This is a genomic window from Vibrio rotiferianus CAIM 577 = LMG 21460 (assembly GCF_002741985.1).
GTDB lineage: Bacteria > Pseudomonadota > Gammaproteobacteria > Enterobacterales > Vibrionaceae > Vibrio > Vibrio rotiferianus.
In genome coordinates, this window is sequence record NZ_APHW01000014.1 from 154,207 (window position 1) to 178,955 (window position 24,749).

Here is a 24,749-nt window from a genome sequence, read left to right on the forward strand (position 1 = left end):
CTAGGGATAGCTAACCCCACAAACTCGGATGGGAGTTATTACTTTTTAAGGAAACCTAATTCGCGCATTAGATCGCCCATTTGCTGCTCTTGCTCTTCTAGGAACGCGAAGAACTCTTTATCCGCTTTGTAGTTGTCAATCCAACCATTGCGATCACGAACAACTTGCCATTCGTCCGTTTTGTACATTTTGGTCAGAGCTGCGTTCCATTCGTCGAGCTTGGCTTGGCTCGTGCCAGGAGCGGCAAAGAAACCACGCCAGTTCGCGAACACAGTCTCATTGCCATATTCTTTCAGGGTAGGGATATTTGGTGCAGCGTCTAGACGTTTTGGTGCCGTAATCGCCAGTACTTTTACCTGACCAGATTTCGACATCTCTAGCACTTCGCCAAGACCGGTTGAAAGCAATTGTGTTTCGCCAGACAGAAGTGCTGCCATTGCTTTACCGCCGGCATCGTACGCGATGTAGCGAACTGTACGTGCATCGAAGCCTTCACCCTTAAATGCGGCTGCTACGACTAAGTGATCCATAGAGCCACGAGCAGAACCGCCTGCGATTTTGACTTTACGTGGGTTAGATTCGAAATCTTTGACCACATCTTCCCATGTGTTGTATTTCGAATCCGCGGAGGTCACGATAGCGCCGTAATCAGCAATCGTTGCGGCTACTGGCGTCAGATCTCGGAAAGACTGCGGGAAGATACCCGTCAGTGAACGAACAACGATTGGGGTGGAGTTCACCATTAGTGTGTCAGGTTGGCGTTCAGCGGTTTCGATGAGGTGTGCAATCGCTTTGCCACCACCGCCACCAGAGAGGTTTTGGAAAGAGACACTTTCAACGATGTCGGATTTAACCAGTACATCACCTGTACCACGAGCCGTCATATCCCAACCGCCACCAGCACCACCTGGGATTAGAAAGTGGATTTTTTCAACATCAGCAGCAAAAGCGTGGAAAGAAAATGAAGCTGCAATGATGGATGCGGCGAGCGTTGGTTTGAGTACCTTTAACATGTTTCACGTTCCTTATGTTGGTGACTCTCTTGTTTTGAAGAGTCTTATTATTTGTTCTCCTAGCGAGGTAGGGTGACTCGCTAGTGATGAGCTAAAGGTTAATAAGGTGTTAACGTGATGTCTCTAATGCGTAGATAAAGAGAATATTGAGCATAAACGACGTTTTGTTCATAAAGTTCATGAAAAAGGGATCCAAGGCTGGATTTAATAAAAGACTAGATTGGTCACATCAATTGGGCGCCTTAAAACGCCATAATAATGGAGGTTTAATAGGGAGTGACAGCGATGAAAGGAACCTGTTTATGTGGCGCTATTGAAGTGACCGCGCCTAAACACAATGAAGTGAGCTTTTGCCATTGCGATATGTGTCGAAAGTGGTCAAGTGGGCCTTTGCATGCGGTGCATTGCGGCCCCGGTGTGACATTTAGTGGTGCTGAGCCCAAACGCTATCAATCATCCCAATGGGCAGTACGAGGTTTTTGTGGTGAATGCGGCACGAACATCTATTACCACTTATTGGCAACGGATGAATACATTCTTTCTGCGGGATTATTTAATGAGCCAGATTTCAAATTAAGCTTAGAGATCTTCACTGACGAGAAGCCTGCGTACTATGATCTGCAGCCACACAGCAAGAAAATGACAGCTCAAGAAGTTTTTGACCAATACGCGCCTGAAGAGTAGATCATAATGAAGTTTCTCTGGTTAAAGGTTTTACTGACAGTAGCGGTATTTGCAGGTTTATTTTTGATTGTCTATCAGCAAGTACAAAGTGGCGTGAGCTAAAGATTGAGAAAGCTAGGTTACCTCGGTTTTTTTTCACCTAAAAACAATAACCTCTTACAATAGGCGTTACGGTTGTTATTAAGTTGTGTAATATGTTGCACATAAGGTTTATGCAAAGACATGATAGGTGGCGCAGGGAGGCGCTCTTAGATGAAGCAACAGCGCGCAGGGGTAGTTTTGATTAACCGAAACTTCCAATTATTGCTCATTGAGAGGAGCAAGGACGGAAGAAATTATCATGTTTTCCCGGGCGGCTCAGTAGAGAGTGATGAATCAATAGTTGAGGCAGCGAAGAGAGAAGCGCTGGAAGAGACAAGCATAGTACTCGATTTGTTGGAGTATGTGTTCGAGATTCGAAATCAAGCGCGAATCGAACATTACTTTCTATCGTATGTCGACAATCCAATAGTAAGACTTGGCTGCGGCCCTGAACAACAGCGAAGATCGGATACTAATCAATACAAGTTAAAATGGGTTGGCTATGAAGAAATAGCCCCTCTCAACCTTTATCCAATTGAAGCAAAAAAGCTTTGTTTAAGAAATAAGGAATGGTTTGGTGGTCGATAAAGTATGTCCATTGGTGTTGAGAAACCAAAATAGTGAGATTCTTCTTTTCAAGCATCCTCTTGCTGGTATCCAGTTGGTGAAAGGTACCGTCGAATCATTTGATGGTGATTTGTTAAGTGCCGCTAAAAGGGAACTAGCAGAAGAGTCGGGCATTGATCAAGTAAAGCAAACAAGATATTTAGGCAGTTGGGAAAGTGAGTTCCAAGAGCAAGTGTGGCATTTTGTTTTATGTGAGTGCGGGGCTCTTCCAGAACAATGGGTATTTCATACAAAAGATGATGGTGGACATCATTTCGCTTTCTATTGGCATGACATTACGCAAGATATCACTTCACACGCGCATCCTGTTTTTCAACGTGCTTTAGAGCAGGTTCGTGAGTTTATCCGCCTCGGTAAGATTGATTTACCAGTATCTGAAGAGGAAAAAAACTAGACGGAGTGCCGTTCTTTGTATTCGATACCGTTTTTTCGGCTATTGCCGACACCTTGGTCTTACCGTACACAATCACCATGCAAGCTGAAAAAGGCTCAATAGACGTTAATTAAGTAGTTATGCGACCTTTCTGATGAACGACTATTCTTTGGGTATTGGTGTTCAACCGCGAGAATGTGTGACTTTGGGACTGAGATAGCCGTTTTTAAAGCATGATCGCTCTCAAAAATGAACATCAAATTATTGATATCTCGCATAGTCTAGTATGATTCGCCATCAAAACGATGATAAGGAAGCCAACAATGAAGGAAAAGTTTGCAGTATTCATCCTTTGTTCGTATCTGCTTGTAGGCAGCGTTATACATATTTATGACAACGTAACTGGTGGTTTCTTGCCATATACCGAAGTGCCGCAATGGCTTAATAGCTACTGGACGAGTTTAGGGATATTAAACTTACTCTCAATCTATTTGCTTATTAAACACCGCCGCACTGGGGTATTGATGTTGATTCTGACGATGGGCAGTGATGTCGTCTTTACCTCATATGCACACTACAACTTTGGGCTTTTTAGCGATGAAGTTCCTTTGCAACTTCAATCAATGATCTTTGGTTTTGCTTTAGCCGCATCGTTATGGTTATGGAGTGCAAACAGGGTTAGAAACTCTCGTCAGATATTCCGCTAATTTTATTTTTAAATTGTTTTCTAACAGGGATGAGTTATGAACAACGTTAAGGATCTTGCGAGCTTTGGACTTTTCGCAGCGATCTCTGGCTTTAGCTTTGGTGCAATCTTTTTTGGGATTGCGTTTGTTTACTCTGCTATCAACAAACAACAAGATGTGAGTATGTTAGCGCTTGCGTCAATTGTGTTAGGTGTTATTGGCTTGTTTGTTGGCGTAACCCAATCAAACAAGAAGCGCGATTTGATCAAAGCCTAATTCCAGCAGAGCATAAATGCTTCAACACGTTTCTAGTGGAGACCCTTCGGTCGAATCCCTTTCCAGAGATTGCTTTCATGAACTGAGAGCAATCTACTCCCCAAACAAAACCGCAAAACCAACTTCAGGCAAAGATGAATGGGTCACTTACGCCTATTATATTGAAACTAAGGTGGTTGCTTGCATCAAAGTCAAATTAACAAGCAGCGAACTACAATTATCGGGATTAGCCGTCGAAAGAGCATCTCGTAAACAGGGCACCGCTCGCCGCTTAATTGCGGCTTTGTGTGAGTTATATGATTCGGTGAATTGTTTGAGCGTCTGGTGTGTACAAGAGACGGGTAATGTTGTGTTTTTTGAAGCTCTCGGTTTTGAAGTGCTACAAAGTGAGGGGTCGACGCTATTCTCATTAACCAATGGCAACCCTGCAACGGAAGTTAAGCTGGTTTATTCCATTCGAAACACACAGGGATGAGTTGCAGTCGCATATTCGTGATACATATCGTCTAGGTAGATCAGTAACTCATCTTCATCGAGAAAGGGCGGCACAACAAAATCTCTAACAGGGCGTTTTATAGATGTTTCCGAGTCGATATAAAGCGCCCAAACTCCGCCTTTGCATTCCGCGAACATGATTCTTCCAAACACATTCACTTTCATCGAACTGGTCATAAAGAAGACTTGTCCTTAAAACGAAATGGCTGTGTGAGCAGTTTATCCAATCTTTGCTCATCTTTGTCGCGGATCTCAGGAACACCAATCACAACATTATCATGACCTAATTCCGGCTGAGCGCGGTATGTGCCAAACAAACGATCCCAGATAGACAAGAAAAAACCAAAGTTAGAATGGGTTTCTCGCGCGATGACAGAGTGGTGCACGCGGTGCATGTCTGGCGTCACAACCAACTTACGTAACTTCGAGTCCCAAGGCAGTGGCAGCTTTGCATTGCTATGGTTAAACATCGCGCTAGCATTCAATACAATTTCAAACACTACGATGGCGATAGGAGAGACGCCCAAAGCGAAAACAGCGGTGATTTTTACCCCCATAGAGAGAATGATTTCTATCGGGTGGAATCGTGTTCCTGTGGTGACGTCGATATCCAGATCGGCGTGATGCATGCGGTGAAGCTTCCACAGCGGTTTAACGCGATGGAAGACTAAATGTTGTAGATAGATGATGAGATCGAGTAACACAACGGCAATCAGCACATGTAACCAAGTTGGTAAGGTGAATGCATTGAGTAGACCCCATTGGTTTTCATAAGCGATGATGGCAGCTTGGAAAGCGGCAATAGGCATGACAATAGCAATGATGACACTATTTAGAGCGACCAGCGTAAGGTTGTTAAACCAGCGAAATGAACGCTCGACGGTAAGCTTCTTTCTCGGCAGCTTGTTTTCCCATAGCGTACAGAGCAACAACACACCAATGAAGATGCTAAGCCTTAGCCAGGAAGGGTCGTTAATTGCAGTTTCAGTCACTCTAATTTCCTTGATTAATTCGCTTAACTCCTAAGACCTTACGACATCAATGTATCTTTCACCGAAAGGTAGGAAGGTGAATTGCGGTCTGTTTGCGAGCATTCCTTGAGACTAACAGACGATGCAAGTAGAATCGCGCTCTACTTTAAAAAGACCCTAACAACTGGCACTTTCTATCCATGAGAATCCACGCTTTCCATCGTTTATACCAGCACCGTCAATCTATCTCAACGAAGCCATTTAATGCTCGTGGTTGTAAAGTGGTTCGTTGTCCATATTGTCAGGTTTCTGAGCAATTTTGTTTGTGCGACATTCAACCGAACATCGAATCTAATATCGCGTGTATGCTGATTGTGTCGGAAAACGAAGTGTTCAAACCAAGCAATACCGGGCGTTTAATTGCTGATACGATTCAAGAGACCTACGTGTATCAATGGAATCGCACAGAACCTTCTGAAGAGATGCTGGCGCTGCTAAAGAACGACGCTTATCAACCTGTGGTTGTCTTCCCCGCAGATTACGTCGATGAGCCTGAGCGTTTGTTAGACGGTTTGAATCCAGAGCGATTGAAGGCAGCCGATGGCTCAGAGAAAAAATGGCTGCTGATTTTCATTGATGGCAGTTGGCGTGAAGCTCGCAAGATCTTCCGCCGTTCAGAGTTTCTTAAATCTTTGCCTGTGCTTTCTATTGAGCCGGAGTCACTGTCTGAATACATTATGCGTCGTTCAGATAACGAGCAGCATTTATCTACGGCTGAAGTGGCGACGTTAGTATTCAAACAAGCGGGAGAAGAACAAGCGTCAGAGTGCTTGCAATTGTGGTTTGAAGCATTCCGTGAAACTTACATGCTAACAAAAACTCGCGTGAAAACTGACTGGTCTCGACCGCATCTGAAACGTTTCAAAGAGTGGGCTAAAATCGAGAGCTAACTCTAAGGAATGAACTTTTGTTGATGGCTTGTTGTTCAACTGGCTTTAATGAGGGGATAAATCTGCATTCGGTCACGGTTTGCAGGCGTACAGATATGGATAATGCCTAAAGTTTATATTTTTGACTCCAGCATTTTTTGGGAGTCGTTTGAGCATTTTAGGAGAGAATTGCATGTATTACGGCTTTGATGTCGGTGGCACTAAAATCGAGTTTGGTGCGTTTAACGATAAACTTGAGCGTGTAGCAACAGAACGTGTACCAACACCAACAGACAACTACGATTTGCTGGTAGAAACCATCGCAGGTCTAGTAAACAAATACGATGCTGAATTTGGTTGTGAAGGTACGATTGGTCTTGGTCTTCCTGGTATGGAAGATGCCGATGACGCAACGGTACTAACGGTTAACGTACCTGCGGCGAAAGGTAAACCACTTCGTGCGGATCTAGAAGCAAAAATTGGCCGCAGCGTAAAAATCGAAAACGACGCAAACTGTTTTGCGCTTTCAGAAGCGTGGGATGAGGAACTTAAAGACGAGCCATCGGTACTTGGCTTAATCCTTGGTACTGGCTTTGGTGGCGGCTTCATCTACGAAGGTAAGGTGTTCTCTGGTCGTAACCACGTAGCAGGTGAGGTGGGTCATACCCGTCTTCCCCTTGATGCTTGGTTCCACCTAGGTGAAAACGCACCGTTACTAGGTTGTGGTTGTGATAAGAAAGGCTGTCTAGATAGCTACCTATCTGGTCGTGGTTTCGAACTTCTTTACACGCATTACTACGGCGAAGAGAAGAAAGCGATCGACATCATCAAGTCACACGCAGAAGGCGAAGCAAAAGCGGTTGAACACGTTGAGCGCTTTATGGAGCTTCTAGCAATCTGTTTTGCGAACCTATTTACTGCAACTGACCCACATGTAGTTGTGTTGGGTGGTGGTCTATCTAATTTCGAACTGATTTACGAAGAGATGCCAAAACGTATTCCTAAGTACCTACTTTCTGTAGCGAAATGTCCGAAGATCATCAAAGCAAAACACGGTGATTCAGGCGGTGTACGCGGCGCTGCGTTCCTAAATATCAAGTAATCGTCAGAGTTTTCATTAAGAGAAAACATTTAAGACAAAGATTGAAAGCCTCGCTTCCCTTTAAGGTAAGCGAGGCTTTTTTATTGCTGTTATGCCGTTGCTATCTTTACCCAGTTTTACGCTTCATTTACGTCTCTTGAACTCGTGATTGATAAGCTGTTTCCATTGCTTCCATGAACAGTAGGAATGAAGATGTTCAACTCATTAAGATTTCGGTATGGTGTTCTTAGTATCGCTTTAGTTGGTATGGTCTCGCCGACGCTTGCAAAGCTGCCAGCACCTAAGCCCCAAAAACACGTAAAGAAAGTGGTGGTAGTTAAACCTGTTTATCGTCCCGTTTATAAAGCACCTGTTCACCGTGTTTATCATTACAACAAGATCCCAAGAACCGCGACGTACCTAGTGATTGCGGGGATCACTTATGCAGTGGTTGATAATGTCTATTACAAGCGAAGTGGCGATCAGTATATTTATGTGGAGCAACCACCGGTCTCAGTAAAGAGCGAAGTGAATACAGCGAGTAGCACTGTCGTAGCAAATAAGGGAATGGCAGGTAAGATAGTCGATGTGTTGCCAAATGAAGCGACTACGGTGACCGTTAATGGGGCGACTTTCTATGTCCAAGGCAGTGATTGGTATGCGCCAATTGCAGGAACGAACCAGTTTGTGATTGTTGAGCCTCAGTTATAAAGCCTTACCCTTGGATTTCATGCATAAAAAACTCGCGACGAATCGCGAGTTTTTTGCGTTGACCTATTTGGTTAGGCTTATTTGTTCTTTTTACCTACGCCCAAGTTTTCTTTTTGAGCTAGGGTGATCTTGCTAAAGCCTAATTTTCTGAAGTAGTTATCACGGTAGTTACGCACCGCTTTAGTATCAGATACTGCTTCAATTTGTTGCTCCATCTTTAGGAACTCAGTGATGTCGATACCTTCTGCTTCTGCAACCGCTTCTTGAATGTTGCGGTGTTGCTGGTACGAGAACGTCAGTTCTTTGTCTTGGTCTTTGTAAGTGTAAAGAATGGTGCGAGCCATAGCTGTCTCTCTGAAAAATTTTTCTGTAATCAATAAAAAGGCCAGACATGCTGACCTTTGAATTCTGAATTGGCCTAGATTCTGCCTTGAAGCGGGATAATTGTCACGCTTTCTCCCGCTTTTACTGTATCAACAGCAGGGGAGATTTCGATCAAACAGTTCGCCTCACTCATAGAGCGCAGAATGCCAGAGCCTTGTTTGCCTGTTGTGCGAACGGTTAGGCGACCTGTTTCGTCTAGCTCGTAAATACCACGGCTAAATTCGGTACGACCTTGGCGAGAGCGCAGATTTTCTGTTGCAATGGCACTGACTTTGAGTGGCTTCCAACCTTGTTCACCTTGCATCTTACGCAGCGCAGGCTCAACAAAGTTAATGAATGAAACCATCACAGCCACAGGGTTACCCGGTAAACCGAAGAAAGGCTTATCGTTGATTTGACCGAACGCAAGTGGACGACCTGGGCGCATGTTGATACGCCAGAAATCAATTTGACCGAGCTTATCCAATGCCAGCTTAATGTAATCGGCATCGCCAACGGAAACGCCGCCAGAAGTCATCACTACGTCGGCTTGCGCAGAAGCATTTTCGAGCGCTTCAATCATCAATTGCTCGTTGTCTTCTAGAATACCGAAATCCAAAATTTCGCAGCCAAGTTTCTCTAACATGCCCATGATAGTGAAACGGTTTGAATCGTAGATTGAATTCGCTTTCTGATCTGTACCTGGCGCTTGAACTTCGTCACCGGTAGAGAACACAGCAACTTTCAACTTGCGGAACACGTTCGCTTCACCAAAGCCAAGAGAAGCAATCATGCCCATCTCAGGAGAGGCTAGGCGAGTGCCTGCGGTAAACACATCGCTACCAATTGCTAAGTCTTCACCCGCTTGGCGAACGTTTTGACCGGTTTTGATGCTCGCACCATTGAACATGACTGTATCGCCGTCTTGGGAAGCTTGTTCACGCATAACAACGGTATCACCATTGATAGGTGTTGGAGCGCCTGTCATGATCTTAACCGCTTGACCAACTTCTAAAGGCTGATCGTAAGCATGACCCGCCATCACTTCAGCAACCACTTGGTAGTTGTCGCGCTCGATGTCATCACCGCGAATCGCGTAACCGTCCATCGCTGAGTTGGTGTATTGCGGAACATTTACTGGTGACACCACGTGATCTGCAAGCACACGGCCGTATGCATCCTCAATCTTGCATGCTTCGGTTTCAGCAACCGTGTTCACCAAAGAAAGGATCTTTTCTTGTCCTTGAACCACAGAAAGGAAAGCTGGAGAAAGGGTATCGCAGCAAGCGGCTTCTTTCTCTTTACTCTTTGGTGCTTTTGCTTCTTGAACATACTGAATAACGAACTGGGCAATTGCTTCAAGATCGTTGATGTTCATTTGTGGTAGTTCAGAGTCCAATTCGCCGCTGTCTGAAGCAATCGCGATGATGTTTTCATCGTTTGGATGAAGCCAAGGCTTGCCGACTTCTTCACGGTGCAATTCGATCTTAGGAAAGGCAATGTTTTTGCAGCCTTCCACTAAAACCACGTCTAGTTTGTCTTCGTCGAAACGCGTCAGTAGGTAATCAAACTCCGATTCTGACTCTGGTGTTTCTGTCATCAGCGCAAAACGGTTACGAGAAGAGATCAGCATTTGCGATGCGCCTGCTTTACGTAGGCGGTGGCTGTCTTTGCCCGGTTGGTCGACATCGAAGTTATGGTGTGCGTGCTTTAGCATACCGATGCGTAAACCCGCGTCGGTCAACTTTGGTAGCAATGCTTCAAGTAGCGTAGTTTTGCCCGTGCCAGAGTAAGCAGCAAAACCAAGAATAGGGATGTTTAGCGTGTGTTTCATGATTCGAGTTGTCCAAATTGCGCCAGTTCTTCAGGCGTATTTAAGTTGACGAAACAGTTTGGTGAGTCGCTAAAGTCAACGTAACTGGTGTTGCACTCTTTGTAGAGTAGGATGATCTTACGATCGCCACGTTCTAAAAACGCGGTCAGCTTTGGCAGTACGCGCTTGTGGTAAAGCGTGAAGACAGGCTGCTGGTGGTCGCCATCATGAGCAACCAAAATATCGGTGTCTTCTTTTACTGCATTGCAAAAACGTTCAACAAGATCAGTGTTGATTTGTGGGCTGTCGCAAGGGACGAAGCCAACCCAATCGGTTTCTGCATGAACCAAGCCCGCGTGGATACCACCCATCGGACCTGGGAAATCTTTAAATTGATCGCTGAAGACGAAACCAAACGCACGGTAGGCGTCTTGGTTTCGGTTCGCATTGATTAGAATGCGTGGTGTTTGCGGAGATAAACGTTCGATAACGTGTTCGATGAGTGGCTTCTGATTCAGTTCGATCAGACCTTTGTCTTTTCCACCCATGCGGCTGGCTTGACCACCAGCCAAAATGACCCAACTAGTTTGTGTTGGCTGAAGCATATGCGTTCTCTTGGGATGTTTCTTTTGGTATGACATACAAGAGTGGAGACTCTACCAAAGTCTTGTCTTTAATCCACCACTGTTTTTTACATAAATCCGTCAACGCGTTCGCTTGGTGGCTAGTCACAACAATACTAGAACCGCGATCAAGCAGATCTTTTGCCATGATAACCAGACGTTCAATCGACTCTTGGTCGAGAGAGGCACTTGGTTCGTCCATCAACAAAATCGATGGTTTTAAGATCCAAGCTCGTGCCATTGCTACGCGTTGCTTTTCACCGCCGGACAATACAGAGATGTGTTCGTCGGCTAAGGTTTCTAACCCTACCATGCGCAGCGCACTAATAACTTGAGCTCGCTTATCTTTTGCCGTGTCTTGTTGATATTTAACTCCATAAACGACGTTTTCATACACAGTGCCGTCAAAAAGGTAAGGAGATTGATGGAGATAAATCACATCAACACGACCACTACGACGTGTCCACTTCTTCAACCAAGTATCTTTCGGTGCCACCACTTTACCCGTTGAAGGCTTGAGCAAACCTGCAAGGATCTTGAGTAGGGTGGTTTTACCAACGCCATTGTCACCTTTTAGGTAAATCGCGTCGTTTGGACCAATGGCCAATTCAGGGATGTGGAAAAGCACACGCTCTTTAAAGCGCATGGACAATTGCTCGGCGGTAATTTTTATAGTCATAATTCACCCTTACATTGGGTCGATGGCGAGTCGATTGCTTGCTTCATGTTCTTAGATAGCCTTTGCCTCTCATGCTCGATAAGAGGAAGTTGAGCGCTAACGCTAACGATAGTAATACAATTCCTAATGCAACTCCTTGCGCAAAAGCACCTTTACTACTTTCCATAGCAATGGCAGTCGGAATATTACGGGTTACGCCCATAATGTTGCCACCAACCATCATTGAACAGCCTACCTCTGTGACGATTCGTGAGAATCCCGCAATGATAGCCGCCAATAAAGGAAAACGTGTCTCCCAGATCATAGTAGCAGCGATACGAGGGATTGACGCACCTAACGTAATCGCTGTTTCAACTGCGCGACGGTCACTCGATTGAAGCGCACCGTGCATCATGGAAACCAGAACCGGAAAGCAGACGATCATTTGTCCTAAGATCATGGCTTTTTGCGTAAACAGCATTTGCCAATCACCCAAAGGGCCTGCTCTTGAAAGCATCATGTACAACAGCAAACCAATTACGACCGTTGGCACCGCCTGTAAGGTGTTCACAATGGACAGCAAGAACCACTTACCACGAAAGTCGGTGTAGGCGAGGACAAAGGACATCAAAATAGACGGCAATACCACCAAAGATATTGCCGTAATAGAAACACTAAAGGAGACCGCAACGATCTCCCATAGGTCTGCATCAAAATTCACCAGTAAGCGCAGGGCTTCTAGTGTTGTATCAGCAAGATTCATATTGCGTTATTTGCTCTCAGCATTCGCAACGAACAATTGTTTACCATTCAGACGGAAGCCATTGATCAGCTCCTGACCGCGTGGATTCACCAACCAGTCACTGAAAGCCTTCGCACCTTGGTAGTTGATGGTTGGGTAACGCTCTGGGTTAACCAAAATCACTTGGTACGGGTTAAACAGTTTTTCGTCGCCTTGGAATAGAATCGCAAGATCCAATTTGTTTTGGTAAGCCAACCAAGTGCCACGGTCAGTCATGGTGTAGCCTTGCATTTCTGACGCCATGTTTAGAGTAGGGCCCATGCCTTGGCCTACACTGCGGTAGCCACCAAAGTTTGGTTCCATCTTAGTTTGCGCCCAGATGCCCAATTCTTTTTTGTGTGTACCAGAATCATCGCCACGAGAGATGAACGTCGCGTCTTTGTTTGCGATCTCTTTGAATACGTCTAGTACTGACGCATCGTCTTTTACTTGCGCAGGGTCAGCTTTAGGGCCAACGATAACGAAATCGTTATACATCAGTTTACGAGGAAGGACGCCGTAGCCGTTCTCAACAAACACACCTTCTGCTTTAGGAGCGTGTGTCATAACCAAATCAACGTCGCCGTTTTCACCCATCTTCAGCGCTTTACCAGTACCAGCAGCGATGATATCCACTTTGTAGCCAGTGTCTTTTTCAAATTGAGGTAGGAGGTAGTCTAGTAAGCCAGAATGGTAAGTACTTGTTGTTGTCGCCAGACGAATGTGTTCGCCATCTTGAGCTGAAAAAGCAGAGTAGCTTACAAGAGTGATTGACGTTGCAGCTAGAGTCAGCGCAATTTTTTTCATTTTAGTTGTTTCCTTTCCAATGATTCTTTGGCTTCTTAAGTCTTGGGTTACTAAAGAAGTCGCCAGAGCGTCAGAGAGCGCTCAAATCACAAGCCACCTTAGGGTGAGGGAGTGAGAAGCGATGGTATTGCATTGATGTCTCCCACATCCTGAGGTCACTTGGACACTCCATATAGCAAACAAGATGCCAACATTTTACAAGCTCAAAATGTTTGATTTATGCGCTAATTCATGGACTTATTTGCATAAAAATTTGCGTTGGTACAAAATGTCGCACTTTTTGTAGGGTATCTCTGTTTAAACTTGGTACACTCTGTCCCATTCCAATCCAACTGGGGTAAATATGTCTACTCAATCCCATATTAGTACAAACCAACAATACAACGCTTTTTCAGTACTGGTCGTTGATGACGAACTCGGTATGCAAGCCATCCTTAAAAAGGCTCTGGGCAAACTGTTTTCGCAAGTCGATACAGCGGGCAGCATTGAAGAAGCGGAAGAGCTACGTAACTCACGCCACTACGATTTGATTCTGTTGGATATCAACTTGCCAGGGCGTTCTGGGATTGAATGGGAAGAAGCCTTTGAGGATGACGACAAACGCGCCGATGTTATTTTCATGACCGGTTACGCGGATTTAGAAATCGCGATTCGAGCACTTCAGCTCGGCGCATCGGACTTTATTCTCAAGCCATTTAACCTAGAACAGATGTTGAAAGCGGTCAGTCGTTGTATGGATCGCCGCTTAAACGAGCGCATGCAATACGCGATGAAGCGTGACTATCAGCGTCACAACACCTCAGAGATTATTGGCGGCTCGGAAAAAACTCGCCAGCTCAAACAGCTGATCACTCAGTTTGCGCCGTCTCGTGCGTCTGTATTAGTAGAAGGCGAGTCGGGCACGGGTAAAGAACTGGTAGCGAGAGGCATTCACCAAGCAAGTGGTCGAACAGGCCCATTCGTCCCACTTAACTGTGGCGCGATTGCACCAGAGCTTTTAGAGAGTGAGTTGTTTGGTCATACCTCGGGGGCTTTTACTGGCGCAAAGAAATCTCGCGAAGGTCTTTTCCGCGTAGCCAATGGTGGCACATTATTCCTTGATGAAATCGGTGAAATGCCTTTATCCATGCAAGCGTCACTCTTGCGCGTGTTAGAGCAACGTACGATTCGTCCTGTAGGCTCAGAGCGTGAAATCAGTATCGATGTGCGCATTGTCGCGGCGACCAACCGCAACTTACAAGAAGAAGTCAACAAAGGTAATTTCCGAAGCGACCTTTATTACCGTTTAAACGTGTTAAAAATTGAAGTCGCACCTCTGCGTGAGCGTAAAACCGACTTGTTTGAACTGGTGCCGTACTTTAGCAATATGCTGACCAGTGAACTTGGCATGCAAGCACCGAAGTGGGCGCATGAAGATATGGAAGCAATGAGCGAATACGATTGGCCGGGCAACATTCGTGAGCTTAAAAACCTAATTGAGCGCTGTATTTTGTTAGGTAAACCGCCGGCGCATCACTGGCGTGAACTCAATGGCGGTCATGCTTTACCTAATGTTTCCATTACCGTGTCACATAGCGAAGAGCTACCGACGTTCAAAGAAGGTAAATCGTTCTCTGGGGAGGGCTATCCAAACTCTTGGACCTTAAAAGAAGTAGAAAAAGCGCATATTCAACAATTGGTTAATTTGCACGAAGGTAATAAGTCAGCGGCGTCTCGAGACTTAGGAGTGGCACGAAAAACGCTAGAGCGCAAATACAAAGAGTGGGACTCCGAGGACGAGGATTATGCCGAGTAATAGTTGGCAGCAACACAAAGGAATGTCGAAATGGACATATCGATTTAAAACTATGGTCCGTTATCGACTGTTGATTTTAACATCTGCGCCAATCTTCCTAACGCTGATAGCCCTTATTGGTATTACGATCTATTGGTCTATTCACTATACGTGGCAAAACGCGCTATTAGATGTGTCTGAGCGTTTGGGCGTTGCGAATAACAGCATTACGCTGCTGCAACAAAAGCAAGCGAATTACGTTAAAGCGTTCTCGGATTCATATGATTTCCGTACACGAGTGAACCAAAATCTCCCACAAGCACAACTGCAAACTTGGGTGACCGAGCAGAAGAAACGCTACGGGTTGGATTTTTTATCCTTTCAGCGTGTTAACTCGATGGAAAACAAATTCCGCTTTATGGATTTAACCAAGCGTGAATCTTTCTTCGATGTACTGGATAGAAAAGAGCTGGAGAAGCTTGACCCAGAACTCGCTAAACGCGCTGAAGTGCCTATTTTGAAAAATGGCGGCGTAGAAGCTCGTGGCTTAGTGAGTAGAACGGTTATCCCTGTTTATAGCCAGCATAATGACTTACTTGGTTTTTTAGATGGGGGACTGCTGCTTAATAACAGTACGGTACTGGTCGATCAAATTCGTGATCTTATCTATTTGAACGATAACGACAGGCTACGTCCGGTGGGAACTCTGACGGTATTTTTGGATGATCTTCGTGTTAGTACCAATGTTCCTTTAGATAGTGACCAACGTTTAGGGCGTGCGATCGGCACACGAGTCAGTTCAGAGGTTTACAACAAAGTTCTAGATGAAGGTGAGCAGTGGGTAGATAGAGCCTTTGTTTACGATGCTTGGTACATTACGGCATATCAACCTATCAAAGACCAGTACGATAACGTCATTGGCATGCTTTACACTGGTTATTTGATGTGGCCGTTTGTTAAGGCATACATGACCAACATTGTCGAAATCAGCGTCATTACTTTGGTGCTTTTATTGGCTTCTGGTGTGATGGTGTATCGTGGTTCACGGGATTTGTTTCGTCCAATAGAACGGATTTACAAGGTCGTGAAGTTGGTCCAACTAGGTAAAGAACAACGTATTGGTCCACTAGGTCTAGATGAACATCATGAGTTGGCACAGTTGGCTCGGCAGTTCGATAATATGTTGGATGCGCTAGAAGAACAAAAGTTAGAACTGAAATACTCAGCAGCACAATTAGAGTGTAAAGTCCAAGAGCGAACCGCCAGTTTAAAAGATAAAACTGAAGAGCTAGAGCTGCATATTCAACTGCTTAACCAAACACGAGACAAGCTAGTCGTAAATGAAAAGCTTGCGGCGCTTGGCGAACTAACAGCGGGTATTGCTCACGAGATTAATAACCCAACGGCCGTGATTCTTGGTAACGTCGAGTTGATTCAGTTTGAACTTGGTGATGAAGCGAGTCGCGTTCAAGAAGAGATTGATGCGATTCATGTTCAGATAGACCGTATTCGCAATATCACTCGCAGCCTGCTGCAATACAGTCGTCAGGGCGGTGTTCAAGATGAAATCACTTGGCAGCACGTCAATCCAATCATCGACGAGAGCATTACGCTAGTTAAAACCGGAACCAAGAAACGCGATATTGAGTTTGTAACGGATCTACAAGCGCATACATCTGTAGAGGTCAATCGTCACCAATTACTGCAGATTTTGGTTAACTTGCAGATGAATGGTATCCATGCGATGGAGGGGGCAGGCAAACTGACCGTTGTGAGTAAAGACTGGGTAGAGGACGGAGAATTAAAAGGCGCGGAGATTCATGTGACCGATGAAGGTTGTGGTATTAAACCAGAAAACCTAAGCCGTATTTTCTCACCGTTTTATACCACCAAACGGGACGGTACCGGTCTGGGGCTGTCGGTTTCTCAAAGTATTCTGAGCCAGACGGGCGGCGAGTTAAAAGCAGAATCAGAATGGGGCAAAGGCAGTACGTTCAGTATTTATCTACCGAAGAAAGCTGAGCTGTTGCTTGACGTGATGAATATCGCGTAGGTGATAGTCGGTACTGGGCATTTGAACTCGTTTTACCAATTAAAGAAAAGGGTCAGGGTAATCACTGACCCTTTTTAGTATCTGCTTCTTTTTTAACTGCTAAAGCAGGACGTCGAATTAACCCGTATGTACAGCGATTTTTGGGGGGGGTTGATACTGTGTTTCTTAAACTCTTTCATTACACGTAACGTAATGTCGGTCTCAAATAATTTCTCATAAGCGGTATCTACCACGTAAGCTTTACACGTAAGCTGAATCGCTAGGTAGTTATCCGTAATGGTCTGTTTCACCAGAACCGTTACTGGCTTAGGTAGGTGGATATAACGGCTTGAGGATGCTGCTTCCTGAATCAAGTCACGTGCTAATGTAATGTCTTCATTCATGCCCACATAGAAAGGAATCACCACCTGCATATCCAATGCGCCATAGTTACCGCTGACCACCACTTCACTCAAGAACTTGTTGTTTGGAATCGTAATGATGTCATCGGTTAGGGTGCGCATACGAACAGAGCGTAGACCAATTGCAATAATGTCGCCGTAGTTTCCCTCAAAGGTGACGCGGTCACCAACTTGGAATGGTCGGTCAACCATAACGGTCATACCAGCAATAAAGGATGCCGCCAGGTCTTTCATGGCGAAACCAACCGAGACCGCTAACGTACCACCAATTAGCGCAAGGATTTGGTCATTGATACGAAAGCTCATCATAAACACGACAGAGCCTGCCGTTAAGTAAATGAAGAACTGCAAGAATGACTGTAGCTTTTGCAGCATCATTCTGTACTGGACGAACTGGCTACCAATACTCTCTACCATCGAGCTCATAAACTTGAGCAGTAGCCAAGTGCAGGCGATGACAATGATTGAGAAGAACACGCCACTCCAGCGAATTAAACTGGCAATTTGTGAAATGTTATCCACACTTGCGATTTCTTCACTCGCAAATACAGAGGTACTTAGTAGAGAAAGAGCCAATACGGTGAGTAGTTTTTTCATCGTTATTTCACCAATAAATGTTGACGGTCGAGAACGTTGGTAATGTGGCGGAACCAGTGATCCGACACGCGAGCTTTGTCTTCACTCCACTCAATAAAACCGCGGCTTTGGAAGTAGCGAAGGGTACCAATCACTTCCGCAATACTCAGCTGCGTACACTCAGACAGTTCTTCCGGCGACGCCACCTCAAGCTGAACAATAGAACGCAGCACTGCCAGCATAGGCTTTGGCATTTTCTCCAGCTCTTGCGACTCTGGTGCATGGAATAATCGAACCACCACTTGCTGAGTCTCTTTATCCTGACGCAAAGACAAGCGGAAGAAGCGCAGGCCAACGGTTGGGTTGCCATCTGAGTAATGCCAAAGAATGCGGTAGAATCCTTGCTTAGCACGTTCTTCTTCCGTGATGTCTTCTTGGTCCCATTGCTTTGGCACAACAAGGCCGTCAAACGTTACAGGATTTTCAACTTCCTGGTTAATACGCGTATCAAACAGTGCAGACAGTTGTTTCTCGCTCCAACGCGGCATAAATGCCACCCAGTCAAACAGCAAACGTTCGCCACGAGCACGGTCAACAAAACGCCAGCTCGCTTTCTCAATCGCCATCACAACGCGGTGATTCTTCTTAGAGCGACGAAGTAGGTTAGTCAGCTTAATTAAACCACCTAAACCACCCACCATTGGTTTCACTAAGCGTTGGGCGTTGTCGACGGCGATAAGGTAAGGCGTATCACTCTTACGCAGATGGGCGAGAACCTGAATCTCGGACGCGTCCTCTTCCAATCCCAGTTGCAGAGCCAGTTCTTTCAGTAGCTCACTGTAACCTGCGTATGGGCAGTTTAGATAAAGCGGCTCGGCATTCTTTACTTTGCTCAACATAGTGCGCAGGAAGGTCGTTGTACCGACACCACGTTCACCGGAAATAACGCAAACCGCAGGGCTGTCTGTCAGTAGGTATTTGGACAACTGCTTAATCTCGTCAGCAGCATATTCTACCAATTCACTGTCTTCACTACCTGGTAGGACATAGTCAAACGCTTGGTCACCTTTTACTCGCACAAGGTTGGTGTCAGCACCATTATTACCCGTTTGTTTTGCCACTTCGATACGGAATAAGTACGCTAAAGCTTGGCTAAACATGGTGTAGTTAGACAGCATTGCCACAATACGATGCTTAAAGCTGTGTAGCATTATCCATGTGGCAGCGATGGCCGTGCCGACGATGCTCAGTAGAATGGTGTCTTTGCGGCGAATTGCCCAGTTTACCCACACTGGTCTTTCAGATAGTTTCTCCGCAACTTCAAACACTTTATTCCGCCATAGACGCAATACAGAGAGGGTCACTAAGACAAACCAGAAGAACAGCGCGCTGTAGATCCAAGAATAAATGGTGCCTTTACCTAGCGTTCGCATAGAGATTTGCAGAATCACTCCGGCAACAATGGCGCTCCACACGTAACGACGAATGGTTGAAAGACGTAGGGCAATCACCTCTTGGTTAGTACTGCGACTGTTGCGGTAAGCAAACTCCAAGATAAAGCTAATAGCAATAGAGCCACCTAGCACCCACCAAGTGAATATTTCGAGAATGATCAAATGCTGCAAGCTTGGGATTTCTGACAGCACACGCAGAGAGAGCGTAATAGCAATCAACCATGCAATCGCACGATGTGCGCGGCTAATGTACCAAATCAAACGTACCCAGATCGGCGGTTTCGCAACATTGTCCAGTTGCGTCTCGCGGAATAGGGTAATAATGCGCTTGCTGTTGGTTAACCACCAAACTAAACCAAAGTAAATGAAGAGAACTTTAAGTCCTGCCCAAAGTACGGGAATTGGTGAAATCAGAATCTCTTTAATCAGAGACTGAAACGAGCGGATTTGGAAGAACAACAAGTATTCTGCATTCAACTGTGTCTGACGCCACTCTTGCTTGAACTGAGTTACACCGTACGGGCCAAAGCCTGTTAGTTTGTCGTGTGTTATAGGATCAGTCAGTTCTAACAAACGTTCTTTACTTTGCCCTAGGCTGTTAAGTGTTAAATGACTTGATTGCGTATCAAACCATTCTTTATCTTCACCAGAGTCTCGGTAGGTCTTTAAATGTTGATCAAAGATAAGGGTTTGTTTGCGCTGCTCACTCATTACTGCATTGAGCAGTTGGTTGACCTTACGTTTGTCTTGGTCCGACATAAACAAAGGTTCTGGCAGCTTGTTGATCTCCTGAGTGATCTCTTGTGCCATTGGGAGGACTTGAGGCTCAGGTTGGAATTCATACTCCCACTCAGCGAGAGCTGGTAAAGACAGTACTAGACCGACTAGCATTAAAATGCGCGCCATGAAATGCATAAAATTCTCTTAAAACTTAGAAGGTTAGAGTTAGTGTAGTTGTTTTATCGCGTTATGCGAGTTTTACCCAATGACCGTGCACGATGTTGCGATTTCCCTTGAGAAACTGATGCTTAATAAAGGCATAGCGTACGGAATTGATAAAAGGGGACGCACTATAAACCTAATTTCATGGAGTATGTCAATGCTTGGTCATGACGATTTTTTGTCTCAGATTTGAGCCAGTTAGGGTAGGAGCCCTTCATAGTAGCAAGGTTTATGTTAGCCAAATCTCAAAAATCAGCCCACTAAAGAATGCTTTTTCTCATTAATTAATAAAAACAAAACTTGAAGTGTGTAGCCTTAAGCAGTAACGTTGCGCGGTTTTTCCTAATAAACTTGAATTGCTAAGGTAAAGGTTTTGATTTCCACAGCGAATATTACTCAACAATTTGGCGCTAAGCCGCTATTTGAAAACATCTCAGTTAAGTTCGGCGAAGGTAACCGCTACGGCTTAATCGGGGCTAACGGTTGTGGTAAATCAACCTTTATGAAAATCCTGAGCGGTGAGCTTGAACAAACAAGTGGTAACGTAAGCTACGATCCAAACGAGCGCGTTGCAAAACTGAACCAGGACCAGTTCGCGTACGAAGAATTCACTGTAATTGATACAGTAATCATGGGTCATAAAGAGCTATGGGAAGTGAAGCAAGAGCGTGACCGCATCTACTCACTTGCTGAAATGAGCGAAGAAGACGGCATGAAAGTGGCTGACCTAGAGGTTCAGTTCGCGGAAATGGACGGTTACATGGCAGAAGCGAAAGCGGGTGAGCTTCTTCTTGCTGTGGGTATTCCAATGGAGCAACACTTCGGTCTAATGAGTGAAGTTGCACCGGGTTGGAAACTTCGTGTGCTTCTAGCGCAGGTTCTATTCGCTGACCCAGACGTAATGCTTCTTGACGAACCTACCAACAACTTGGATATGGACACTATCCGTTGGCTGGAAGACACGCTAAACGCACGTAACTGCACAATGATCATCATCTCGCACGACCGTCACTTCCTAAACTCAGTATGTACGCACATGGCTGACTTGGATTACGGTGAGCTACGTGTTTACCCAGGTAACTACGATGAGTACATGACTGCGGCTTCTCAAGCTCGCGAACGTCTACTAAACGACAACGCGAAGAAGAAAGCACAAATCGCTGAGCTACAAACGTTCGTTGCACGTTTCTCTGCAAACGCATCGAAAGCAAAACAAGCGACATCTCGTGCTAAGCAAATCGATAAGATCAAACTGGACGAAGTGAAAGCGTCTAGCCGCCAAAACCCATTCATTCGTTTTGAACAGTCTAAAGAGCTATTCCGTAACGCTCTGATTGTTGAAAACCTAAGCCAAGGTTTTGAAGACGACCTGTTTGCTAACTTCAATGCGATTTTTGAAGTCGGTGAGCGCGTTGCAATCATCGGTGAGAACGGTGTGGGTAAAACAACCCTACTAAACACACTTGCTGGTGTACTAGAACCACGTACTGGTGAGTTCAAATGGTCTGAAAATGCGAACATCGGTTACTACGCGCAAGACCACGCACACGACTTCGAAGAAGACCTAAACCTAACTGATTGGATGGGTCAATGGCGTCAAGAAGGCGATGACGAGCAAGTGGTTCGTAGTTTCCTAGGTCGTATGCTGTTTGGTCAAGATGACATCAAGAAGTCAGTAAAAGTACTGTCTGGTGGTGAGCAAGGTCGTATGCTGCTTGGTAAGCTAATGATGCACAAACCAAACATGCTACTAATGGATGAACCAACCAACCACATGGACATGGAATCAATCGAATCTTTGAACACGGCACTAGAGCAGTACAAAGGCACATTATTCTTTGTATCGCACGACCGTGTGTTCGTAGACTCGCTTGCAACTCGTATTATTGAAATCCGTGATGGCAAAATCACAGACTTCAAAGGCACTTACTCTGAGTTCCTAAAATCTCGCGGCATTGAAGGCTAACGCTCTTATTGCCCAAAAATAGAAAGTCTAAAGATAAAAAGCCCCAAGCATGCCTTATGCTTGGGGCTTTTTTTATGTTTCCAAGAACGGAATATTGAAACAGGTACATATTGTGCAATGGAGAACTTAGAAAGCGAATCTTCGAGCTTTCTCGTATTTTGAAATTCAAAATGAGAATAGGGACAAGAATATATGCCGGATTATAGAACAAGCTTGAAAGTAATAGCCTTTGGTTTCGTGCTGTTGACATGCTTTGTGCCAATGCTTGCATGGTTCGCTTTTTCTACATCTCAAGTACAAACGTATTGGCAAAACTGCACAGAGGTTTGGGCGCATAGAGGTCTTACAACAAGAGCGGAAGAAAATACCATTCCAGCGTTTAATGAAGCGTTGAAAGCGGGAGCGAAAGGTATTGAAATTGATGTGTTCTACGATGTGGCACAGCAGCGTTTTTTGGTTAAGCATGAACCGGAACCAAGAGAGCAAGAGCTGACTTTAGAATCGGTATTTATCACCTTTGGTATTGGTACACAATATTGGTTGGATTTTAAAAATCTCTCTCAACTTGATATCGGTGATCGTAACGCTGCGTTGGAGCACTTGGTTAGTCTTGCTGACCCCAATATTAGCCGGAGACAAATCGTTATCGAATCGGTGAACGAACACGCCCTATCTACATTTACAGCCCAAGGCTTCAACACGAGTTATTGGTTAAACTTAAATGATGACGTCAGTGACTGGCGGTACTTTATCTATGCGGTCAAAACGCATATTAAGTATTGGTTGGGTTGGTTTACGGCAGTCTCTACCGACATCAACTATTACACGGACCGATTTCGTATTGCTTTCTCTGATATCCCTACTTTACTGTTCACCGTTAATCAGCCAATGGCGATAAGGGAAATTGAGCACCCTAACATTAAGGTTGTTCTAACCGATATCCCCATATATTCGCAGTTTTCTCATTGCCACCAACAAGGAGGTGAGTCATGAGTTCATCTCGTTCGGTTCGCTCACAGTCCCTTGTATGTGTTGTCGTCATGGTTGCGTGCATCACTTTCGCCTACGTAACGAATATCGATAAGTTTCACGTATCGACTGTCAAGGCGCTGATACACGTACTATTTCAATTCATATTGCTCTTTGGTTTAGTGGTGACATTAAACGTCTTTAAGCCGTTGAAATGGTTGGTTGTGCTTTTCCTAGGAATCGTGTTTTTTACACACTTGGCCTACCAAGCGCCACTTTCGATTAGTACGATCTTTAGCGTGTTTAATGCACCAACTGAAGAGTCTGCGAGCTTCGTCGCTGAGCATGATTGGGAAATACTGAGTACTGTGCTTTGGGTTATCGCGCTTGGGTTATTTAGCTCGGCGATAATGGCAAGCAAATGGTGGCGATGCTCTCTCTATGCTGGTTCGATATACCTGTTATTGCCTTTTCTTGTTCACATACCCAAGGTATATAGCGGCAATGAATTTGCGGACTATATGAACAAAGGTACGGCGCGCGGATACTCGTATTCTTATACCGTAGCTGAATACACCATACATAAACTGTCTTTGCGTTTTCCGACCTTTCAAAGCGTGATTGCTATAAAAGACTCTGTAAGCCTGATGACACTGCAAACCGATAACGCTGCGACGTGGACGAATGTAGAAGCATCAACAGAGGCGCCAAACGTTCTTGTTATTGGTATAGGAGAGTCTCTTAGAGCTGGTAACATGAGTTTGTATGGGTATGAGAGAAAGACCACCCCAAAACTCGATGCTATTAAGAGCCAGTTGACGGTCGTTAATCAACCGTATGCGGCAGGGAGTAATACGTGGGGGGGGCGATACCTGCGATGTTAACGAAAACTGGCAATATGCCTAACTTCTCACAATCAATTATTCTTCTAGCGAAGGCAGCAGGTTATCAGACTTTCTGGTTGTCGAATCAAGCACAATTCGGTCAGTGGGACTTTTCAATCTCAACACTCGCTCAGCAAGCGGACATCCAATATTTTGCTTCAAAGGAAGAAGGAGGAGCTCTGTATGATGATGTCTTAATTGAGCAATTATCCGCAGCACTTGAACAACGCTCAGAACGTAAATTGATTATCCTACATTTCTATGGCTCTCATATGAACTTCTCCGATCGCTACCCTGCGGAATTTGATTTGTTTAGCTCAGGAGAAAAGAGACTCGACCAATACGACAACAGTGTTTTGTACACTGATTTTTTGCAGGCTGAGATCATTGAGATGGTGAAAAAAGCGGGCGGAGAATATGTCTTTTTCTCCGATCATGGGCTTGGTTCTCCTCACGGAGCTTTACCGCTTAAACACGACGTCAGAACTCCACCGGATATCGAGTCTCTATACGTACCATTTTTCTTCACGGGAAATCGAAATATTCCTGATATTAATCATCGACCACTTTCTCTGTTTTACTTTGAGTGTTTCTTCTCTAGTTGGTCAGGGATCACCACGGAAGAGCTATCAGAAGAATATTGTGGGAAGAGTGTTAACAACGATTTTATCGTGTATATGGATTCTAATATGGCAGTGCGGAAGCAAAGGAAAACTGAACTGAACAGTAGTCAACTGGCGCTAAGTAAATAGAACGGG

27 protein-coding genes are annotated in these 24,749 nt (G+C 45.0%); 16 read left to right on the plus strand and 11 right to left on the minus strand.

Annotation, left to right across the window (positions count from 1 at the left end; all coding sequences use genetic code 11):
• Positions 1 to 38: 38 nt before the first annotated feature.
• A complete protein-coding gene (locus B853_RS07005; RefSeq protein ID WP_038884792.1) occupies positions 39 to 1,013 on the minus strand; it encodes a tripartite tricarboxylate transporter substrate binding protein in 975 nt (324 codons plus the stop codon).
• A gap of 285 nt (positions 1,014 to 1,298) precedes the next feature.
• Between B853_RS07005 and B853_RS07010 the strand changes: the two genes are divergently transcribed.
• From B853_RS07010 to B853_RS07040, 7 genes are all read left to right on the plus strand, one after another.
• The gene (locus B853_RS07010) at positions 1,299 to 1,697 is read left to right on the plus strand and encodes a GFA family protein (RefSeq protein ID WP_038884793.1); all 399 of its coding nucleotides are present in this window, start codon (positions 1,299 to 1,301) and stop codon (positions 1,695 to 1,697) included.
• A 252-nt stretch (positions 1,698 to 1,949) separates the two neighbouring features.
• The gene (locus B853_RS07015; RefSeq protein ID WP_038884795.1) at positions 1,950 to 2,366 is read left to right on the plus strand and encodes an NUDIX domain-containing protein; all 417 of its coding nucleotides are present in this window, start codon (positions 1,950 to 1,952) and stop codon (positions 2,364 to 2,366) included.
• A complete protein-coding gene (locus B853_RS07020) occupies positions 2,356 to 2,799 on the plus strand; it encodes an NUDIX hydrolase (protein WP_038884797.1) in 444 nt (147 codons plus the stop codon). The genes B853_RS07015 and B853_RS07020 overlap by 11 nt, the downstream gene beginning before the upstream one ends.
• Positions 2,800 to 2,804: 5 nt before the next feature.
• Positions 2,805 to 2,912, plus strand: coding sequence for a YceK/YidQ family lipoprotein (locus B853_RS07025; RefSeq protein WP_227741912.1), 108 nt, complete (start codon positions 2,805 to 2,807; stop codon positions 2,910 to 2,912).
• Between the two features lie 189 nt (positions 2,913 to 3,101).
• Entirely contained in the window at positions 3,102 to 3,485 is a 384-nt protein-coding gene (locus B853_RS07030; protein ID WP_010448293.1) for a hypothetical protein, read from the plus strand.
• A 36-nt stretch (positions 3,486 to 3,521) separates the two neighbouring features.
• The gene (locus tag B853_RS07035) at positions 3,522 to 3,740 is read left to right on the plus strand and encodes a hypothetical protein (RefSeq protein WP_038884798.1); all 219 of its coding nucleotides are present in this window, start codon (positions 3,522 to 3,524) and stop codon (positions 3,738 to 3,740) included.
• 16 nt (positions 3,741 to 3,756) lie between these two features.
• On the plus strand, positions 3,757 to 4,215 hold the full coding sequence (locus B853_RS07040; RefSeq protein ID WP_038884799.1) for a GNAT family N-acetyltransferase: 459 nt from the start codon (positions 3,757 to 3,759) through the stop codon (positions 4,213 to 4,215).
• Here the strand turns inward: B853_RS07040 and B853_RS26885 are convergent.
• Both B853_RS26885 and B853_RS07050 read right to left on the minus strand, forming a co-directional pair.
• Positions 4,188 to 4,412 carry a DUF7661 family protein gene (locus tag B853_RS26885; RefSeq protein ID WP_050568957.1) on the minus strand — a complete coding sequence of 75 codons (225 nt, stop codon included), beginning with the start codon at positions 4,410 to 4,412 and terminating at the stop codon, positions 4,188 to 4,190. The genes B853_RS07040 and B853_RS26885 overlap by 28 nt on opposite strands.
• Positions 4,409 to 5,227: a sterol desaturase family protein gene (locus B853_RS07050; protein ID WP_038884800.1), complete on the minus strand. Its 819-nt coding sequence runs from the start codon at positions 5,225 to 5,227 to the stop codon at positions 4,409 to 4,411. The genes B853_RS26885 and B853_RS07050 overlap by 4 nt, the downstream gene beginning before the upstream one ends.
• A 179-nt stretch (positions 5,228 to 5,406) precedes the next feature.
• Here B853_RS07050 and B853_RS07055 point away from each other — a divergent pair, with 179 nt between their 5' ends.
• The 3 genes from B853_RS07055 to B853_RS07065 all read left to right on the plus strand — a co-directional run bounded on the left by B853_RS07055 (position 5,407) and on the right by B853_RS07065 (position 7,927).
• A complete protein-coding gene (locus B853_RS07055; RefSeq protein ID WP_038884803.1) occupies positions 5,407 to 6,156 on the plus strand; it encodes a tRNA-uridine aminocarboxypropyltransferase in 750 nt (249 codons plus the stop codon).
• Positions 6,157 to 6,328: 172 nt separating this feature from the next.
• Complete coding sequence (gene nagK / locus B853_RS07060; RefSeq protein ID WP_010448284.1) at positions 6,329 to 7,237, plus strand: N-acetylglucosamine kinase; 909 nt, start codon at positions 6,329 to 6,331, stop codon at positions 7,235 to 7,237.
• Between the two features lie 192 nt (positions 7,238 to 7,429).
• Positions 7,430 to 7,927, plus strand: a complete 498-nt coding sequence (locus tag B853_RS07065) for a hypothetical protein (protein ID WP_038884805.1) — start codon at positions 7,430 to 7,432, stop codon at positions 7,925 to 7,927.
• 77 nt (positions 7,928 to 8,004) lie between these two features.
• On the opposite strand, the gene B853_RS07070 is transcribed toward B853_RS07065, so the two are convergent.
• From B853_RS07070 to B853_RS07095, 6 genes are all read right to left on the minus strand, one after another.
• Complete coding sequence (locus tag B853_RS07070; RefSeq protein WP_005377584.1) at positions 8,005 to 8,271, minus strand: DUF2960 domain-containing protein; 267 nt, start codon at positions 8,269 to 8,271, stop codon at positions 8,005 to 8,007.
• A gap of 74 nt (positions 8,272 to 8,345) precedes the next feature.
• On the minus strand, positions 8,346 to 10,124 hold the full coding sequence (locus B853_RS07075; protein ID WP_038883726.1) for a bifunctional molybdopterin-guanine dinucleotide biosynthesis adaptor protein MobB/molybdopterin molybdotransferase MoeA: 1,779 nt from the start codon (positions 10,122 to 10,124) through the stop codon (positions 8,346 to 8,348).
• Entirely contained in the window at positions 10,121 to 10,708 is a 588-nt protein-coding gene (mobA, locus tag B853_RS07080) for a molybdenum cofactor guanylyltransferase MobA (RefSeq protein WP_005441549.1), read from the minus strand. Before mobA ends, B853_RS07075 begins: the two co-directional genes overlap by 4 nt.
• The gene (locus tag B853_RS07085) at positions 10,686 to 11,405 is read right to left on the minus strand and encodes an energy-coupling factor ABC transporter ATP-binding protein (protein ID WP_038883724.1); all 720 of its coding nucleotides are present in this window, start codon (positions 11,403 to 11,405) and stop codon (positions 10,686 to 10,688) included. Before B853_RS07085 ends, mobA begins: the two co-directional genes overlap by 23 nt.
• 43 nt (positions 11,406 to 11,448) lie before the next feature.
• Positions 11,449 to 12,147, minus strand: coding sequence for an ABC transporter permease (locus B853_RS07090; protein ID WP_005427748.1), 699 nt, complete (start codon positions 12,145 to 12,147; stop codon positions 11,449 to 11,451).
• Positions 12,148 to 12,153: 6 nt separating this feature from the next.
• The gene (locus tag B853_RS07095; protein ID WP_005441551.1) at positions 12,154 to 12,972 is read right to left on the minus strand and encodes an ABC transporter substrate-binding protein; all 819 of its coding nucleotides are present in this window, start codon (positions 12,970 to 12,972) and stop codon (positions 12,154 to 12,156) included.
• Between the two features lie 343 nt (positions 12,973 to 13,315).
• Here B853_RS07095 and B853_RS07100 point away from each other — a divergent pair, with 343 nt between their 5' ends.
• Together B853_RS07100 and B853_RS07105 are read left to right on the plus strand one after the other, a co-directional pair.
• The gene (locus B853_RS07100; RefSeq protein ID WP_038883722.1) at positions 13,316 to 14,767 is read left to right on the plus strand and encodes a sigma-54-dependent transcriptional regulator; all 1,452 of its coding nucleotides are present in this window, start codon (positions 13,316 to 13,318) and stop codon (positions 14,765 to 14,767) included.
• Positions 14,757 to 16,799: a sensor histidine kinase gene (locus tag B853_RS07105; RefSeq protein WP_038883720.1), complete on the plus strand. Its 2,043-nt coding sequence runs from the start codon at positions 14,757 to 14,759 to the stop codon at positions 16,797 to 16,799. The genes B853_RS07100 and B853_RS07105 overlap by 11 nt, the downstream gene beginning before the upstream one ends.
• 92 nt (positions 16,800 to 16,891) lie before the next feature.
• Here the strand turns inward: B853_RS07105 and B853_RS07110 are convergent, their stop codons facing one another.
• A complete protein-coding gene (locus B853_RS07110) occupies positions 16,892 to 17,797 on the minus strand; it encodes a mechanosensitive ion channel family protein (protein WP_128826837.1) in 906 nt (301 codons plus the stop codon).
• A gap of 2 nt (positions 17,798 to 17,799) precedes the next feature.
• On the minus strand, positions 17,800 to 20,145 hold the full coding sequence (locus tag B853_RS07115; protein ID WP_038883718.1) for an ATP-binding protein: 2,346 nt from the start codon (positions 20,143 to 20,145) through the stop codon (positions 17,800 to 17,802).
• Between the two features lie 400 nt (positions 20,146 to 20,545).
• On the opposite strand from B853_RS07115, the gene B853_RS07125 reads away from it, so the two are divergent.
• The 4 genes from B853_RS07125 to B853_RS26410 all read left to right on the plus strand — a co-directional run bounded on the left by B853_RS07125 (position 20,546) and on the right by B853_RS26410 (position 24,743).
• Positions 20,546 to 22,138, plus strand: a complete 1,593-nt coding sequence (locus tag B853_RS07125) for an ABC-F family ATPase (RefSeq protein WP_005427581.1) — start codon at positions 20,546 to 20,548, stop codon at positions 22,136 to 22,138.
• A gap of 192 nt (positions 22,139 to 22,330) precedes the next feature.
• The gene (locus tag B853_RS07130) at positions 22,331 to 23,131 is read left to right on the plus strand and encodes a glycerophosphodiester phosphodiesterase family protein (RefSeq protein ID WP_038883717.1); all 801 of its coding nucleotides are present in this window, start codon (positions 22,331 to 22,333) and stop codon (positions 23,129 to 23,131) included.
• Entirely contained in the window at positions 23,128 to 23,991 is an 864-nt protein-coding gene (locus B853_RS26665; protein WP_282957154.1) for a sulfatase-like hydrolase/transferase, read from the plus strand. Before B853_RS07130 ends, B853_RS26665 begins: the two co-directional genes overlap by 4 nt.
• On the plus strand, positions 23,985 to 24,743 hold the full coding sequence (locus tag B853_RS26410; RefSeq protein ID WP_282957155.1) for a sulfatase-like hydrolase/transferase: 759 nt from the start codon (positions 23,985 to 23,987) through the stop codon (positions 24,741 to 24,743). The genes B853_RS26665 and B853_RS26410 overlap by 7 nt, the downstream gene beginning before the upstream one ends.
• Positions 24,744 to 24,749: the final 6 nt, after the last annotated feature.